Genomic DNA, 14826 nt, shown 5'->3' with positions numbered 1-14826 from the left:
TTTGCGCGGGGAGCAGGAGTTCGGCGCGAATTCCGGCCGGTTTTCCGGCGCAGACACTAGCTCCGCCTGTTGCAAATGGCCCCGAAACCCTCGCAGGATTTTCGGCCGGTTTACCGCGCCGGGAAAACGTCTTGCCCGCCGGTCAGGCGTTGAACGCCGCAGGCTGCGCCAGGCTCACCGTTTCGGACTGCACAGGTCTGGCGCCTTCGGCCTGCCCGGCCCAGCTGTCAGCTTGCGGGGCGCTGATGTGCTGAGCGTTTTGCACCAGCAGTCCCAAGGCAATCGCCGCGCCAAGGCAGGTGATCCGCAGGAAGTCCTTGCAAAGCATACCCTCAATCTCCCTTTGAAAAGCTGGTTGTTGAGGTGTGAAACGCATGGCCTTAGGAATTCCGTCGCGGCCCATTGAATTTTTTTCCGCAGGCACCGTTTTTCCTCTTGCAGCCCGCGGGCGGAGCCCCTATTTCACCGCTCACCGGATGGCAGCGCGGGCGTAGCTCAGGGGTAGAGCATTACCTTGCCAAGGTAAGGGTCGTGAGTTCGAATCTCATCGCCCGCTCCATCGGGAAACGGACAGGCCGCCCTTCGGGGCGGCCTTTCGCTTTTGAGGATTTCCGCATAGTCTGCCCGGGTGCAGAAAACCTTGTGCGGAATCACGATTCCGCTTAGGAACAGAGCAAGAACAGAAACGGGCGGGCAGAGCAGAATGCTGACATCGGTTGAACTATGCGCAGGTGCGGGCGGCCAGGCCCTCGGTCTCGAGGCGGCGGGCTTTGATCACACCGCGCTGGTTGAGATCGACAAGCATTGCTGCGCCACCCTGCGCCACAACCGCCCCGCATGGAACGTGCTGGAAGAAGACGTGCGCAAGTTCAAGGACGTTGCGGGCGATTACAAAGGTATCGACCTGCTGGCAGGCGGTCTGCCCTGCCCGCCGTTTTCCGTCGCTGGCAAGCAGCTGGGCGAGAAGGACGAGCGCAATCTGTTTGATGATGCGATCGAGATCGTCGACGCCACCCGCCCCCGCGCCGTGATGATCGAGAACGTGCGCGGCTTTCTGGATGCAGTTTTCCATGACTACCGCGAGAAGCTGAAGAAGCAGCTGTCAAAGCTGGGGTACGAGACCGACTGGCGCTTGTTGAACGCCTCCGACTTTGGCGTGCCGCAGCTGCGGCCGCGGGTGGCGATTGTGGCCTTGCGCAAGGAGTTTGCCGGCCAGTTCAACTGGCCCGAGCCGCTGCCGCACAACCCGCCGACCGTGGGCGCCACGCTGATCGACCTGATGAAGGAACGCGGCTGGCGCGGGGCGGACGACTGGGCGGCCAAGGCGGATGAGATTGCGCCGACCATCGTCGGCGGCTCCAAGAAACACGGCGGGCCGGATCTGGGCCCGACCCGCGCGCGACGCGCCTGGGCGGCCCTGGGGGTTGAGGGGCGCACCATCGCCAATGAGGCGCCGGACCCGTTCCACAACGACATGCCGCGCCTCACGGTGCGGATGGTTGCGCGCATTCAAGGCTTCCCGGACGCTTGGCATTTCACCGGCGCCAAGACCAACGCCTACCGCCAAGTCGGCAACGCCTTCCCGCCGCCGGTGGCTGAGGCGGTGGCGCGGGAGTTGAAGGCCGCAATTGCCAAACCGGCGCTGCATGCCGTGCGGGCGTAAGCCAATCGTTTTGGAAACAAAGCTGAAGGCAGCGCCCGGCCTGCCGGCCAGGCGGTGTTCAGCATGAAACAGAAGCTTCCCGACAGCCTTGTCCAGCCCGGGCATCCGGATTTCGGCCGCCTCTTTCCGCTGGCGGAAGAAATCACCACCCGTGCGGGCGGGGCTTTGGCACTGGAATACGATGTGCCGCAGATGCTGCGCCAATGCATCGACGATGTGATCATGACGCCCAAGACCGGGCGGCGCGCCTATGAAGAGCTGGAAAAGACCGAAAAGACTTATATCGGCACCCGGGTTGAGATTGAGCTGCGGGCGCTGCTGAAACTGCGCAAGGGGCGGCTGGACACCGAAATCCTGGGCCAGGATGTCGACATCAAGCACACCATGGGCGGCAACTGGATGATTCCGACCGAGGCGGTTGATTGCGCCTGCCTGCTGGTCGCCGCGGATGAAGTGCGGGCGCGCTGCTATCTGGGGCTGATCATCGCCCGGCCGGACTACCTGACAGCCGGACAGAACAAGGATGCCAAGCGCAGCATTTCAGCCGAGGGGTTCCGCCACATTCTGTGGCTGCTGAAGGATCAGCCCTACCCCGCAAATTTCTGGCGCACCGCGGATGAGGCGGCGGTGGAGCAGATCTTTGCGGGAGAGACCGGCAACGAGCGGATGGCGCGGCTGTTCCGGCTGATCCAGGGCTGCCCGGTCCCCCGCGACGTGGTGGAGGCGGTGGCGCAGCAGAAGGACTTCATGCGCCGCATCCGCGCCGACGGCGGCCATGGCACCCGCGATATTCTGGCGCGCGAGCAGATCGTGCTGCTGGAAGGCCAGAAGGATGCCCAGCTGATCAAAGCGCTGGGGCTGCCGCCCTGCCCGCCCAGCGCCTTCATTTCCTGCCGGATCGAAAGCGGCTATCATACGCGCATGGTGGAACAATCCAGGCACCATGTGGAATGGCCGACACCCTGACACCAGAGCGGCGCAGCGCCAATATGGCGAAGATCCGCGCCAAGCACACCAAGCCCGAAATGCTGGTGCGGCGGATGGTGCATGGCATGGGCTACCGCTACCGGCTGCACCGCAAGGACCTGCCGGGCAAGCCCGACCTGGTGTTCGGACCGCGCCGCAAGGTGATTTTTGTGCACGGCTGCTTCTGGCATCTGCATGACTGCCGCGACGGGCGCATTCCGTCCAGCCGCCGCGATTACTGGGAGCCCAAGCTGCGCCGCAATGCCGAACGCGACGCAGAGCAAGAGGCGGCCCTGCTGGCCGCGGGCTGGCAGGTGCTGACGGTCTGGGAATGCGAAACCAAGGACCTTGAAGCCCTGGAAACCCGCCTCGCGGGCTTCCTCAGAACCGGAGAATAGTGATTATCCACAATTACTTGCAGCGTTTTGAAAATTTCTTCTTGCAGCCCGTTTTGGAAAACCCTAAACACCGGCTCACCGAATGGCAGCGCGGGCGTAGCTCAGGGGTAGAGCATTACCTTGCCAAGGTAAGGGTCGTGAGTTCGAATCTCATCGCCCGCTCCATTCGAAAGCCGAAAAGGCCGTCCTTTGGGGCGGCCTTTCGCTTTTTGGCCCGGCGGCAGCGGCGGCATTTTCTTCATGGCCCTGTCATTTTCCGCTTGCAGCCGCCTGCCGGATTTCCTATTCACCGCCTCACCAGATGGCAGCGCGGGCGTAGCTCAGGGGTAGAGCATTACCTTGCCAAGGTAAGGGTCGTGAGTTCGAATCTCATCGCCCGCTCCATCCGGAACCGGACAGGCCGCCCTTCGGGGCGGCCTTTCGCTTTTTCAGCCTTGCCGGTGAAATTTGATCAAATTCCTTTTGACGCGCGTGCCAAAACACGCCAAAGCTTCCCTCAAATGTGCCCCAAGGGCGGTTCACCGGAGGAGTTTGGCCATGGCCCCTGTCATCTATCCCACCACCAATTTCACCGCGACCGAGCAACTGTGCCTGGACCGCGGCGACGGCATCTATGTCTATGACACGGACGGCAACAAATACATCGAAGGGCTGGCGGGCCTGTGGTGCACCTCGCTGGGTTACAGCAACACCGAGGTGATGGATGCGATCACAGAGCAGCTGCACAAACTGCCGTTCACCCACACCTTTGGCGGCAAGACCCACAAGCCGGTCATGGAGCTGGCTGAGAAGCTGAAGGCAATGGTGCCGGTGGAGGATGCCTATATCTTCTTCGGCAACTCCGGCTCGGATGCCAATGACACCCATTACAAGATGCTGCGCTATTACTTCAACGCCATCGGCAAGCCGGAGAAGCGCAAGATCATCACCCGCGAGCGCGGCTATCACGGGGTCACCGTCGCCGCCGGTTCGCTGACCTCCCTGCCCGCGAATCTGGCGCATTTCGACGCGCCGCTGGAGGCGTTGCATATCCTGCGCTCGGACGCGCCGCATTATTACACAGGCCGTCAGGGCAACGAGACCGAGGAGCAGTTTGTCGACCGGATCATCAGCAATCTGGAAGAACAGATCCTGGCCGAAGACCCTGACACCATCGCCGCGATGATCGTGGAGCCGATCACCGGCGCATCGGGCGTGATCGTGCCGCCGGAGGGATATTACGAGAAGCTGCAGGCGCTGCTGCGCAAGCATGGCATCCTGGTTTGGGCCGATGAGGTGATCTGCGGCTTCGGGCGCACCGGGGCCGATTTCGGCTGCACCACCATGGGCATCAAGCCGGATTTGATGACCTTCGCCAAGCAGCTCTCCTCGGCCTATTTCCCGATCTCGGCGTCGGTCATTCCGGGCTGGATGTATGAGGCGATGATTGCGCAGACCAACGAGGTTGGCGTGTTCGGACATGGTTATACCTACTCCGGCCACCCGGCGGCCTGCGCCGCGGCGCTGAAGACGCTGGAGATTTATGAGCGTGACAACTTGTTTGAGCATGCCGCCGAGGTGGGCGCCTATATGCAGGCGCAGCTGCGCGGGATCTTCACCGATCACCCGCTGGTCGGCGAGGTGCGCGGCAAGGGGCTGATTGCGGCGCTGGAGCTGGTGTCGAACAAGACCACCGGCGCAAGCTTTGACAAGGGGGCCGCAGGGGCTGCTGCGCAGAAGGCCTGCCAGGACAACGGGCTGATCCTGCGGGCGGTGGCCGGCAATGCGCTGGCGCTGTGCCCGCCGCTGATCATCACTAAGGCAGAGGTGGACGACATGCTGGCCCGGATGAAAGCCGCCGTCGATACCGCCTATGCAGAACTGCAGGACAAGGGGCTGATTGCCGCCTGATCCTTTACCCCGAAAACAAAAAACGCCCCGCACTGCGGGGCGTTTTACTGTTGGGCGCTTGCGCCCCGGGTCTCTTAGAAGACCTTGTAGGTCATGGTGGTGAGCGAGCGTTCAATCCCCTCGATCTGCAGCAGCTGGTCGTTGATGTATTTGCCCACATCTTCGCCACTGGGAATGTAGAGCTTCATCAAGAGGTCGAAGTTGCCGCTGGTGGAGTAGAGTTCCGAATGGATTTCCCGCAGCGCAATCTCCTCGGCCACCTTGTAGGTGGTGCCGGGCTTGCAGCGGATCTGGACAAAGACGCAGGTGGACATGGTCGGCCCTTTTGAATGGTCACGGATTTGCGCCCAAGCTCGCATGCGGCGCATCCGGGCGCAAGAGACCGGGAAAAGGCCGGGATTGCCGCAACAGATTGCCCCCCATGCACAATGCCGCACTTGAGCCGTGCCCCCTGCCCGCCCTATAAGCGCCCAGGCAGAATTAAAGTTCTGGCAGCATGACGAAGGATAAGCCGCTGATGCGTACCGCCAAAGTGACCCGCAAGACCGCGGAAACCGATATTTCGGTCGAGATCAACCTCGACGGCACCGGGGTTTATGACAACCAGACCGGCGTCGGCTTCTTTGATCACATGCTGGACCAGCTGGCGCGCCATTCGCTGATCGACATGACCATCCGCGCCAAGGGCGATTACCACATCGACGACCACCACACGGTGGAGGACACCGGCATTGCGCTGGGTCAGGCGCTGGTGCAGGCGCTGGGAGACAAGAAGGGCATCCGCCGTTACGGCGAGTGCCATCTGCCGATGGATGACGCCCAGGTGCGCTGCGCGCTGGATCTTTCGGCGCGCCCCTTCCTGATCTGGAATGTGGAGCTGCCCACCCAGAAGATCGGCGCATTCGACACCGAACTGGTGCGCGAGTTCTTCCAGGCGCTCAGCACCCATGGCGGCATTACCCTGCACATTGACCAGCTGCACGGGTTCAACAGCCACCATATTGCCGAAGCGGCGTTCAAAGCAGTGGCCCGCGCGCTGCGGCTGGCGGTGGAGACCGATCCGCGCAAGGCGGATGCGATTCCGTCCACCAAAGGTGCGCTCTGACATGCTGACCGCGATTATCGATTACGAATCCGGCAACCTGCACTCCGCTGAAAAGGCGTTCCAGCGCATGGCGCGGGAGATGGATGCGGGAGAGGTTGTGGTGACGTCTGACGCCGATGTTGTGGCACGCGCCGACCGGCTGGTGCTGCCGGGCGACGGCGCCTTTCCGGCCTGCGCGGCAGAGCTGCGCGGCCACAAGGGCATTTATGATGCTATGGTCGAAGCGGTGGAGCAGAAGGGCCGGCCCTTCCTGGGAATCTGCGTCGGCATGCAGCTGATGGCGACCACCGGGCACGAGTATCAGGACACTCCGGGCCTGGGCTGGATCGGCGGCGATGTGGTGAAAATCACGCCCGCCGACCCGGCCCTGAAGGTGCCGCACATGGGGTGGAACGACCTGGTGATCGACCATGCGCACCCGGTGTTTGACGGGATTGAAAGCGGCGATCACGTGTATTTCGTGCATTCCTACCACTTCCGAGTGGCCAGCCCGGCGGAGCGGCTGGCGCATGTGGATTATGCCGGCGACGTGACCGCAGTGATCGGCCGGGACACGATGGTCGGCATGCAGTTCCACCCGGAGAAAAGCCAGGCCACCGGATTGCGGATGATCGGCAATTTCCTGACCTGGAAACCCTAAGGGGACGGCGCTGGCGCGCCGTGGCCTCCGGCGGGAGTACTTTGGGAAAGATGAAAGCTGCGGCGTTCAAGCAGCAGCGGTTCGCAAGGAGACCGGCGCGACGCCGTACGCCTTGCGGAAGGCGCGGGTGAAGCCTTCGGGGCTGGCGTAGGCGTAGCGGCGCGCCACAGCCTCCACCCGGTCGCCGCGCACGAGGTCCTGATGCGCCAGGATCAGGCGCCAGCGGCGCAGGTAGCCCATCGGGGTTTCGCCCACTTCCGCCGCGAACAGCTCCGCAAAGCGTGAGAGCGACAATCCCGCCTCCTGCGCCAGATCGGCGTTGGTCCAAAGGCGGCCGGGATGATCATGCATCGCCACGATGGCCCGGCTGAGGCGCGGATCCGCGAGACCGGCCAGCAGTCCCGGCTCAGTCGCGCCTTTCCGGATCTGGTTGCGCAGCAGGCGCACCATCAGAACCTCGCCCAGCCGGTTGATCACCGACTGCGCGCCGCAGTGCTGGCCCTCTGTTTCCTCCTGCATCAGCCGCACCAGGCCCTGCGCCTCGGGGTTTCCGGCGACGCCGTACTCCACCATCGGCGGCAAGGCGGCCAGAAACGGGTTGCTCTGCCCGGACCACTCCACCCGCGCGGACCACATGACCGTGCCAGGGTCCAGCCCCTCCAGCGCCGCTTTGGTGCAGTAGAGGATGCGCACCGGCGCGCCGGTGCCGTCAGCCACCGCGGCCAGATTGGCCTCCCCCGGCGCCGCGGCCTGTACTGCGAGCTGGAATCGGTCCATCAAGGTGGTGAGGCGGTCCATGACTTCCGGTGTTCCCATCAGGTTTTTCGGATTTATGAGACCTTAAACTGCGCGATACCTTTGAACAAGACCACCACTCACGCACCACCACTCACACCGTTCACAAGGACCCTGCCCATGCTGATTCCCCGCCAGAAAACCCCGGACCTGTCCCTGCCGACGCTGGACCACGGCCGGTTCGACCTGTCCTCTGAGACTGCCGAACGAGGCACAGTGATCTGCTTTTACCGCGGGCTGCACTGCCCGATCTGCGCGACCTACTTGAAGGAGTTCGAAAGGAAGGTTCCGGATTTTGCCGAGCGAGGCGTCAACTGCATCGCCATCAGCACCGACGGCGAGGAGCGCGCCCGCGCCATGGCGGACAAGATCGAGGCCAAGGAGCTGCGGTTCGGCTATGACCTGCCGCTGTCCGAGGCACGCGACTGGGGGCTCTATATCTCCACCTCGCGCGGCAAGACCTCGATCGGAATCGAGGAACCGGACCTGTTTGCGGAACCCGGCCTGTTCATGGTGACGCCGGAGCAGACGCTGTACTACGGCTCAGTCCAGACCATGCCGTTTGTGCGCCCGCATTTCGCGGAACTGGTGGCGGCGCTGGATTTCGCGATCCCCAACAACTACCCGGCGCGCGGCGAATACACCGGCGAGGTGTAAGCACCGCAACTGCCGCGGGGGCCGGTACAATTCACCTGTTTGAGCAATAGACAAGCGGTCCGCTTCGAGGCATACGGGGCGGACCTTTTGTCACTGCGGCCCCCTCCTTGCACATCCGTTTCGAGAAATACGACCACACCGAAGGCAAGCACCGCTATTGCCTGCTGAGCCTGACGCCGACGCTGTTCGGCGACTGGTGCGTTGAGCGTGTCTCGGGGCCGCTGAACGCGCCGGGCGGGGCGCAGAAGCGGACCTATTTCGCCGGTCACGCAGAGGCGCTGGCGATTTTTGAAGGGTTCCGGGACCGGCAGCTGAAGCGCGGCTATGCGCCGATCCCGGTGCAGCTGGGGCTGCTGTAAAGACAGCCCCTCAGCGGTTCACTTGATCCGGGTCCAGGTCTGCTTGGAGCAGATCAGCCCGCCCGCCACGCAGCCGCGCAAGGCAAGTCTGTTGCCCGTCACTGCCATCTTGCCGATGTAAATCTTGTCGTTGGACGGCCGCCAGACCTTGCCCTCGTATGAGCCATCGCCGTTCGGCACCATGTCGATCACCAGAGTCTTGCCGAGGTTCGGGGACTTGTATTCGCCCCCGCTGTTGAAGGTGCGGGCAATCTTGCCGCAGACCGCGGCGCCGCATTTCGCCATCTGGATATGGGCGTAGGAGCCGTCATCGGGTTCCGTTTTCCAGACACCGAGAACCGGATCCGCCGCAGCGGCCCCTGCCAAACCCAGAGCCAAGGCCATACCTGCCAATAGATGTTTCATTCCATTTCCTCCCTGTTTTTCAGGCAGCCTGTCCCTGATGCGGCGTTTGAGGCAAGGTTGACTTCGGGTCGCGTTGCAATCTGCCCTTACGTTGTGCAAAACACCGCCAGCTTGATTTCACGAAGGACCGCCCGGATGATCCTCTACCCCGCGATTGACCTCAAAGACGGCCAGGCCGTGCGCCTGCTGCATGGCGAGATGGACAAGACCACCGTGTTCAACGACAACCCCGCTGCGCAGGCGCTGGAGTTCGTCGAGGCGGGCTGCGAGTGGCTGCATCTGGTGGACCTCAACGGTGCCTTTGCCGGCGAGCCGGTGAACGCGGCCCCGGTTGAGGAGATCCTGAAGCAGACCAAGGTGCCCGCGCAGCTGGGCGGCGGCATCCGCGACATGGCCACCATCGAGCGCTGGATCGGCAAGGGTCTGGCGCGGGTCATCCTGGGCACCGTGGCGGTGGAGAACCCGGACCTGGTGCGCGAGGCGGCGCGGGAATTCCCCGGCAAGGTCGCGGTCGGCATCGACGCCCGCAATGGCAAGGTTGCCACCAAGGGCTGGGCCGAGGAGACCGACGTGATGGTCACCGACCTCGCCAAGTCGTTTGAGGACGCGGGCGTTGCCGCGATCATCTATACCGACATTCTGCGCGATGGCGCGATGAAGGGTCCGAATGTGGAGGCCACCGCTGATCTGGCCAATGCGGTCAGCATCCCTGTGATTGCCTCTGGCGGCGTGTCCTCTCTGGACGACCTCAGGGCGCTGAAATCCTGCGGCGCGCCGCTTAATGGCGCGATTTCTGGCCGGGCGCTCTATGATGGGGCCATAGACCTGAATGAGGCGCTGGCGGTTCTGAAGGCCTGACGTCGCGCCCGGCAATTGGAAACCTCATGCGCCTTGTCCGCAGACTCCTCGCGACACTGACTATAGGGCCCATCGTCCTGTGGCTGCTGTGCATTGCCGCGGTGATGCTGCTGGGGTTTGGCTTTGATTGCGAAATCCACGAAGGCTTTGCCAACCCCTGCGTGGTGCTGGGCCGCGACTTGGGAGAGGCGGCCTATACCCTGGGGGTCCTTGCCGCCTGGGGGCCGCTGATCTTTGGCCCGGTCTCCATGGGGGCCGGGCTGCTGTGGGGGCTGGCAATTGCGCTGTCACGCTATCTGGCAGCGCGGCGCTAAGCCTACTCGGCTGCTTTTGCGGTCAGCTTACCCAGGGCGCCCTGCATCTTGGCGATAAACGCCGCATCAGCCGGGATATCGAGGCCAGAGAGCATTTCACCTGGATCCTGATAAGTCAGCCAGACCTGGCCGTCCCCATCCTCATACGCCAGCACCTTGAGCGGCAGGTAGAGCCCCGCCCGCATGTCTGCCTGCATCGCCGGAGTGCCCAGCTTGGGGTTGCCGAAGATCAGCAACTGGGACGGATTCAGCTCCAGCGCCGCGTTTTGCGCGCCTGCGGCATGGTCCACACGCGCAAAGACGGTGGCGCCTGCGTTTTCAACCGCGGCCTGAAGCGCGTCGATGGTCTCACCAACGGATTTCTGGCTTTGCACGGTCACCAGTTCCGCGGCAGCCGGCAGTGCGGTGGCGAGGGCGATGGCTCCGGCGAGGAAAATGCTCTTTGTCATAACAGCTGCTCCAAATTCAGGGACATCTGATCATGATCGGGGCAACCGCTCCGGCCAGGCAATTCACAACTGCGAGACTGCTCGGTTCCGGCGGTTTCGCGCGGATCGCACCCGCGTCCCGGACCAAATCGCGCAGCCGCTGCCATATTTGTTGCGCTTGCCGCAGGCATTGCGTACCCACGGGGCCAAGCAGTTTGAAATGGACGGCATCATGCTGAAGACCCGTATCATTCCCTGTCTCGACGTCGCCGACGGGCGCGTGGTCAAGGGCGTCAACTTTGTCGGCCTGCGCGATGCGGGCGACCCGGTGGAATCGGCCAAGGCCTATGATGCGGCCGGCGCGGATGAGATCTGTTTCCTCGATATTCACGCGACCCATGAAAACCGCGGCACCATGTTCGATGTGGTGCAGCGCACCGCTGAGCAGTGCTTTGTGCCGCTGACGGTGGGCGGCGGGGTCCGGACCAAGGATGACGTGCGGGCGCTTCTGCTGGCAGGCGCCGACAAGGTCTCCTTCAACTCGGCCGCCGTGGCCAACCCGGACGTGATTGCCGAGGCCGCGGATCAGTTCGGCAGCCAGTGCATTGTCTGCGCCATCGACGCCAAAACGGTTGAGCCGGGCCGCTGGGAAATCTTCACCCACGGCGGGCGCAAGCCCACAGGCATTGACGCCGTGGAATTTGCCAAGCTGGTCACGGCCAAGGGCGCGGGGGAAATCCTGCTGACGTCTATGGACCGCGACGGCACCAAATCCGGTTTCAACCTGCCGCTGACCAAGGCGATTTCCGATGCCGTGGACGTGCCGGTGATCGCCTCGGGCGGTGTCGGCAATCTGGATCACCTGGTGGAGGGCGTGACCAAGGGTGGCGCAAGCGCGGTTCTGGCGGCCTCGATCTTTCACTTCGGCGAATACACCATCCAGGAAGCCAAGGAACACATGGCCGCCGCCGGCATCCCGATGCGGCTGAACTGAGGGGCATGCGATGAGCCTGCTGCACGATCTTGAAGCCACCATCCTGTCCCGCAAGGGCGCTGATCCGGACACCAGCTGGACCGCCAAGCTGCTGGCCAAAGGACCGGAAAAATGCGCCGAGAAATTCGGCGAGGAGGCCATTGAGGCCATCATTGAGGCGGTGAAGAATGACAAGGCCAAGCTCGCGTCCGAAGGGGCCGACGTGCTCTATCATTTCCTGGTGATGCTAGCCGCCCGCGACGTGGCGCTGGACGATGTGCTGCAGGTGCTGGCGGAACGCCAGGGCCTCAGCGGCATTGCCGAGAAGGCCGGGCGCCCCAAGGGCTGATCCTAAGCAGGGCTGCGCCTCTGGATGCGGGTCACGGGAGGCGCAGCGGCGCCGGGCCCAACCGTGACGGCCGTCCTGCAGGACGGCTGGAGCGGGCGGGAGCGCCCTGCCCTGCCGCAGGCGTCACAGTTTCGAGGAAATGATTCCGGTGGCAAAGCCGCCCATGCGCAGCTCGCCGAACAGGCGCTGGTATTCGATCTTGGGGCAACGGTTCTGGATCACGGTGACGCCGCGCGCCTCAGCCCTGGCGGCGGCCTCTGCGTGCGCGACTCCGATCTGCATCCAGATGGTCTGCAGCTTCGGAAACGCCTCCAGCGCCTCGTCCACAATCGGCGGCACCGCCTCGGAGCGGCGGAAGATGTCGACCATATCAACCGGCGCATCTATCTCAGACAGGCCTGCGCGCACCGTCTCGCCGAACAGCCGCTTGCCGGCATGGCCCGGGTTCACCGGGATCACCCGGTAGCCCTTCAGGCCCAAGTAGCGCGCCACGTAATAGCTGGGCCGCACCGGGTTCATCGAAACCCCGACCACAGCCACCACCTTGGTGCGCTGCAGGACCTTTTTCAGATGCTCGTCGCTGTAGTTTTCCATGCCGCGCACCCTAGCCTTGCGGTGCACCGGCGCAAAGCCGGATTCGCCGCCGTCCAAATAAAAAAGCGCCCGGATGAACCGGGCGCTAGGTATGGAACGAGGGACAGTGAAAAAGATCTGCGGTGGTTCCACTCCGCAGTCTGTATTGAATATGGGTCACAGTCAGAAAAATAAAAGCCCCCCTCGCGAAAACGTGAGGTGACGGGCTATTTGCGGAGAATCACCGGCCAGTGCAGCTGCGCCTGGGCAATCAACTCACCACGGCGGGCGGCCCAGGCTCCGTGGGCCTGTGGATTATTAAGCAAGTACAGCTCGCCGTCCACGATCGCCCAGAGCTGCGGGTCGCCGTCCAGCAGCCTGCCCTGGGACATTGCAAAGGCGCAATACCCGCCAAAGGCCGGCGCATAGGCGCGCGGGTTGGCTTCGAAACGGGCCTGGTTACGGGCCGAGGCAAAGCGCCACACGACCCCCTTCCACATCACCGCATTGCCGCGCCGCCCGGGCTCGGCGATGCCTTGTTCGAAAAACGCGACCGGATCATAGCCGCCAATAGCGACCCCTGCGCGAGAGGAGAACACAGCCGACTCCGCCCCATCCGCCCGGAGCGAACCGGGGAGCGATAGAAACATCGCCGCAACAGCCATAACCAGCAGGCGCAGAGCCACGTTTTTCTCCATTCACATACAGTCAGCAGCCCACCGACTCTGCCGCAGCGGCCTGCTGTTGCAAAGGGAGGATACGCAGATGTGATCACCCCGTGACGGGCCGGGCCCGCCTAGCGTGCAATCGAGGCGTAAAGCGCAATCGCCGCAGCATTGGACACGTTGAGAGAGCCGAATCCGCCTGCCGCATCAATCTTGACCAGCTGATCGACGGTCTCCTTGGTTTTCTGGCGCAGGCCCGGGCCCTCGGCCCCCAGCACCAGCGCGACCGGCAGGTGCTGCTTACCGTCCAGCGCGGTCTCGATGGTCGCTTCTGCCTCGCCGTCCAGGCCCAGCACGATAAAGCCCATGTTCTGCAGTTCGGAGATGGTGTCGGCCAGATTGCGCATCCGCAGGTAGGGCTGGCGTTCCAGCGCGCCGCTGGCGGTCTTGGCCAGCGCCCCCGTTTCGGGAGCCGAATGGTGGCGGGTGCCGATCACCGCGCTGGCGCCCAGCACCTCAGCCGAGCGCAGGATGGCGCCGACGTTATGGGGGTCAGTCACCCGGTCCAAGAGCAGCACCCGCGGGGCCTCGCGGCCAATGCAGTTTTCGGCCAGCCCGCCCCAGTTCAAGGGCTTCACCTCCAGCGCTGCGCCCTGGTGCACAGACTGCGGATCAATCGGCGGGTTGAACTTGCGCGGGTCGATCACCTCGGCCTCAATACCGGAGTCTTCAATGGCGTCTGCCAGCTTTGCCTGAGCGTTCATCGTCACCATCAGGCGCAGTTTTTCCCGCTTGGGATTGAGCAGCGCATCGCGCACCGCGTGCAGCCCGAACAGCCACACGGTTTCCGCTGAGGCGGCCTTTTTGGCCTGCTCTTTTTCGACGACCCATTTGGGTTTCTTGGACATTTTGCTCTCCGGCAGAAAGAATTTTCGAGGCGTGCGAAAAACTTGCGATTTTCCTGTTGACGCCCGTTTGGCCTGCTAGTAATCACGCCTCCACATCAGGTGCAACACGCAACTGACAGTGGGCGACAGGCCGCAAGGTGTGGCAGGGGACTGTAACTCCCTCGCGGAGACGCACGCCTGGTTCGATTCCAGGGTCGCCCACCATCTTCTCTTTTTTCAGATCAGACGATGGTGGTTCAGCAGCAGGCTGAACAGGCCGCACGCTGTGGCACGCTGCAAAAAGCCCGCGTGAACTGCGCGGGCTTTCCGTTTGATTAGAAAAGGCAATCCGCCGGTCAGGCAGTTTCGGCCACGGCCTGTTCTGCCCATTCGGCCAGCGCGTCCAGATCCGGGCCCGCCGCCACCGCCATACCATCTGCAAAGGCCTGGAACGGCTCCACGTTCATCTTGTTGACGCCGGAAATCACCGGGATGCCCAGCGCCAGGGCCTCGCCGATGATAGGGCGCATGCCGCGCCCATCGGCCTCGTGCTTGCCGAATTTGTTGACGATCAGCAGCTGCGGCGCCGGCTCCGATTGCAGCGATGCAGAGACCTGCCCCACCGCCTGTTCCAGCGCCTCAGGGTTCAGGCGGCAGCCGCGGGCGCCTGCGCCCAGCGATTGCGAGATGCGGATGGTTTCACCGTCCGGCAGCACCCGCACATCCATATCGCAGAGCTCCTTGTCATAGCATTCCACGTTGGTCTGCACGATGCCTGCCAGGCGAAGGCCCTTGGCCTGCAGCCGTTCGGCCAGTTCGCTCAGCAGGCGGTCGGTGGCGCCGCGCTCTTCGGTCATCACATAGGCCAGGTGCATCGGTCTAAATCTCCAGTGTCGTCAGA

At 63.4% G+C, this 14826-nt stretch carries 21 protein-coding genes and 4 tRNA genes; 16 read left to right on the top strand and 9 right to left on the bottom strand.

What is annotated here, in order from left to right; all coding sequences use genetic code 11:
* Positions 1-142 precede the first annotated feature (142 nt).
* A complete protein-coding gene (locus CAER_RS0119775; protein ID WP_036797465.1) occupies positions 143-328 on the bottom strand; it encodes a hypothetical protein in 186 nt (61 codons plus the stop codon).
* A gap of 156 nt (positions 329-484) precedes the next feature.
* On the opposite strand from CAER_RS0119775, the gene CAER_RS0119770 reads away from it, so the two are divergent.
* From CAER_RS0119770 to CAER_RS0119740, 7 genes are all read left to right on the top strand, one after another.
* Positions 485-559, top strand: a tRNA-Gly gene (locus tag CAER_RS0119770).
* A 144-nt stretch (positions 560-703) separates the two neighbouring features.
* Positions 704-1663, top strand: coding sequence for a DNA cytosine methyltransferase (locus CAER_RS0119765; RefSeq protein WP_027236990.1), 960 nt, complete (start codon positions 704-706; stop codon positions 1661-1663).
* Between the two features lie 63 nt (positions 1664-1726).
* Positions 1727-2629 carry a NaeI family type II restriction endonuclease gene (locus CAER_RS0119760; protein WP_027236989.1) on the top strand — a complete coding sequence of 301 codons (903 nt, stop codon included), beginning with the start codon at positions 1727-1729 and terminating at the stop codon, positions 2627-2629.
* Positions 2614-3027, top strand: a complete 414-nt coding sequence (locus tag CAER_RS0119755) for a very short patch repair endonuclease (protein ID WP_027236988.1) — start codon at positions 2614-2616, stop codon at positions 3025-3027. Before CAER_RS0119760 ends, CAER_RS0119755 begins: the two co-directional genes overlap by 16 nt.
* A 90-nt stretch (positions 3028-3117) precedes the next feature.
* Positions 3118-3192: transfer RNA gene (locus CAER_RS0119750), tRNA-Gly, on the top strand.
* A 144-nt stretch (positions 3193-3336) separates the two neighbouring features.
* Positions 3337-3411 (top strand) — tRNA-Gly (locus CAER_RS0119745).
* A 153-nt stretch (positions 3412-3564) separates the two neighbouring features.
* Positions 3565-4917: an aminotransferase gene (locus CAER_RS0119740; RefSeq protein ID WP_027236987.1), complete on the top strand. Its 1353-nt coding sequence runs from the start codon at positions 3565-3567 to the stop codon at positions 4915-4917.
* 74 nt (positions 4918-4991) lie between these two features.
* On the opposite strand, the gene CAER_RS0119735 is transcribed toward CAER_RS0119740, so the two are convergent.
* Positions 4992-5231 (bottom strand): Lrp/AsnC family transcriptional regulator, encoded by a 240-nt coding sequence (locus CAER_RS0119735; RefSeq protein WP_027236986.1) that lies wholly within the window; start codon positions 5229-5231, stop codon positions 4992-4994.
* A gap of 203 nt (positions 5232-5434) precedes the next feature.
* Here CAER_RS0119735 and hisB point away from each other — a divergent pair, with 203 nt between their 5' ends.
* Positions 5435-6022, top strand: a complete 588-nt coding sequence (gene hisB, locus CAER_RS0119730; RefSeq protein ID WP_027236985.1) for an imidazoleglycerol-phosphate dehydratase HisB — start codon at positions 5435-5437, stop codon at positions 6020-6022.
* Position 6023: 1 nt separating this feature from the next.
* Positions 6024-6662, top strand: a complete 639-nt coding sequence (gene hisH / locus CAER_RS0119725) for an imidazole glycerol phosphate synthase subunit HisH (protein WP_027236984.1) — start codon at positions 6024-6026, stop codon at positions 6660-6662.
* A 66-nt stretch (positions 6663-6728) separates the two neighbouring features.
* On the opposite strand, the gene CAER_RS0119720 is transcribed toward hisH, so the two are convergent.
* Positions 6729-7460 (bottom strand): AraC family transcriptional regulator, encoded by a 732-nt coding sequence (locus tag CAER_RS0119720; protein ID WP_027236983.1) that lies wholly within the window; start codon positions 7458-7460, stop codon positions 6729-6731.
* A gap of 117 nt (positions 7461-7577) precedes the next feature.
* Here CAER_RS0119720 and CAER_RS0119715 point away from each other — a divergent pair, with 117 nt between their 5' ends.
* Both CAER_RS0119715 and CAER_RS0119710 read left to right on the top strand, forming a co-directional pair.
* Positions 7578-8114: a peroxiredoxin-like family protein gene (locus CAER_RS0119715; protein WP_027236982.1), complete on the top strand. Its 537-nt coding sequence runs from the start codon at positions 7578-7580 to the stop codon at positions 8112-8114.
* A 107-nt stretch (positions 8115-8221) separates the two neighbouring features.
* A complete protein-coding gene (locus tag CAER_RS0119710) occupies positions 8222-8473 on the top strand; it encodes a WGR domain-containing protein (protein WP_027236981.1) in 252 nt (83 codons plus the stop codon).
* Positions 8474-8491: 18 nt separating this feature from the next.
* On the opposite strand, the gene CAER_RS0119705 is transcribed toward CAER_RS0119710, so the two are convergent.
* Positions 8492-8878 carry a DUF2147 domain-containing protein gene (locus CAER_RS0119705; protein ID WP_027236980.1) on the bottom strand — a complete coding sequence of 129 codons (387 nt, stop codon included), beginning with the start codon at positions 8876-8878 and terminating at the stop codon, positions 8492-8494.
* A 135-nt stretch (positions 8879-9013) separates the two neighbouring features.
* Here CAER_RS0119705 and hisA point away from each other — a divergent pair, with 135 nt between their 5' ends.
* A complete protein-coding gene (gene hisA / locus CAER_RS0119700) occupies positions 9014-9736 on the top strand; it encodes a 1-(5-phosphoribosyl)-5-[(5-phosphoribosylamino)methylideneamino]imidazole-4-carboxamide isomerase (protein ID WP_027236979.1) in 723 nt (240 codons plus the stop codon).
* 26 nt (positions 9737-9762) lie between these two features.
* A complete protein-coding gene (locus CAER_RS0119695) occupies positions 9763-10050 on the top strand; it encodes a hypothetical protein (protein WP_027236978.1) in 288 nt (95 codons plus the stop codon).
* Between the two features lie 2 nt (positions 10051-10052).
* Here the strand turns inward: CAER_RS0119695 and CAER_RS0119690 are convergent, their stop codons facing one another.
* Positions 10053-10499 carry a DUF302 domain-containing protein gene (locus tag CAER_RS0119690; RefSeq protein ID WP_027236977.1) on the bottom strand — a complete coding sequence of 149 codons (447 nt, stop codon included), beginning with the start codon at positions 10497-10499 and terminating at the stop codon, positions 10053-10055.
* 211 nt (positions 10500-10710) lie between these two features.
* Here CAER_RS0119690 and hisF point away from each other — a divergent pair, with 211 nt between their 5' ends.
* Complete coding sequence (hisF, locus tag CAER_RS0119685) at positions 10711-11472, top strand: imidazole glycerol phosphate synthase subunit HisF (RefSeq protein ID WP_027236976.1); 762 nt, start codon at positions 10711-10713, stop codon at positions 11470-11472.
* A gap of 10 nt (positions 11473-11482) precedes the next feature.
* Positions 11483-11800, top strand: coding sequence for a phosphoribosyl-ATP diphosphatase (locus CAER_RS0119680; protein ID WP_027236975.1), 318 nt, complete (start codon positions 11483-11485; stop codon positions 11798-11800).
* 123 nt (positions 11801-11923) lie between these two features.
* On the opposite strand, the gene CAER_RS0119675 is transcribed toward CAER_RS0119680, so the two are convergent.
* The 3 genes from CAER_RS0119675 to rlmB form a co-directional block, all read right to left on the bottom strand.
* The gene (locus tag CAER_RS0119675; protein ID WP_027236974.1) at positions 11924-12394 is read right to left on the bottom strand and encodes a CoA-binding protein; all 471 of its coding nucleotides are present in this window, start codon (positions 12392-12394) and stop codon (positions 11924-11926) included.
* A 206-nt stretch (positions 12395-12600) separates the two neighbouring features.
* A complete protein-coding gene (locus CAER_RS0119670) occupies positions 12601-13071 on the bottom strand; it encodes a YHS domain-containing (seleno)protein (RefSeq protein ID WP_027236973.1) in 471 nt (156 codons plus the stop codon).
* A 98-nt stretch (positions 13072-13169) separates the two neighbouring features.
* Entirely contained in the window at positions 13170-13946 is a 777-nt protein-coding gene (gene rlmB, locus CAER_RS0119665; RefSeq protein ID WP_027236972.1) for a 23S rRNA (guanosine(2251)-2'-O)-methyltransferase RlmB, read from the bottom strand.
* Between the two features lie 120 nt (positions 13947-14066).
* Between rlmB and CAER_RS29790 the strand changes: the two genes are divergently transcribed.
* Positions 14067-14150, top strand: a tRNA-Tyr gene (locus CAER_RS29790).
* Positions 14151-14281: 131 nt separating this feature from the next.
* On the opposite strand, the gene CAER_RS0119655 is transcribed toward CAER_RS29790, so the two are convergent.
* Positions 14282-14800, bottom strand: coding sequence for a DUF2478 domain-containing protein (locus CAER_RS0119655; protein WP_027236971.1), 519 nt, complete (start codon positions 14798-14800; stop codon positions 14282-14284).
* Positions 14801-14826 lie beyond the last annotated feature (26 nt).

The sequence above is a fragment of the Leisingera caerulea DSM 24564 genome, from assembly GCF_000473325.1.
Taxonomy (GTDB): domain Bacteria; phylum Pseudomonadota; class Alphaproteobacteria; order Rhodobacterales; family Rhodobacteraceae; genus Leisingera; species Leisingera caerulea.
This window is presented reverse-complemented; position numbering and strand designations above follow the sequence as displayed.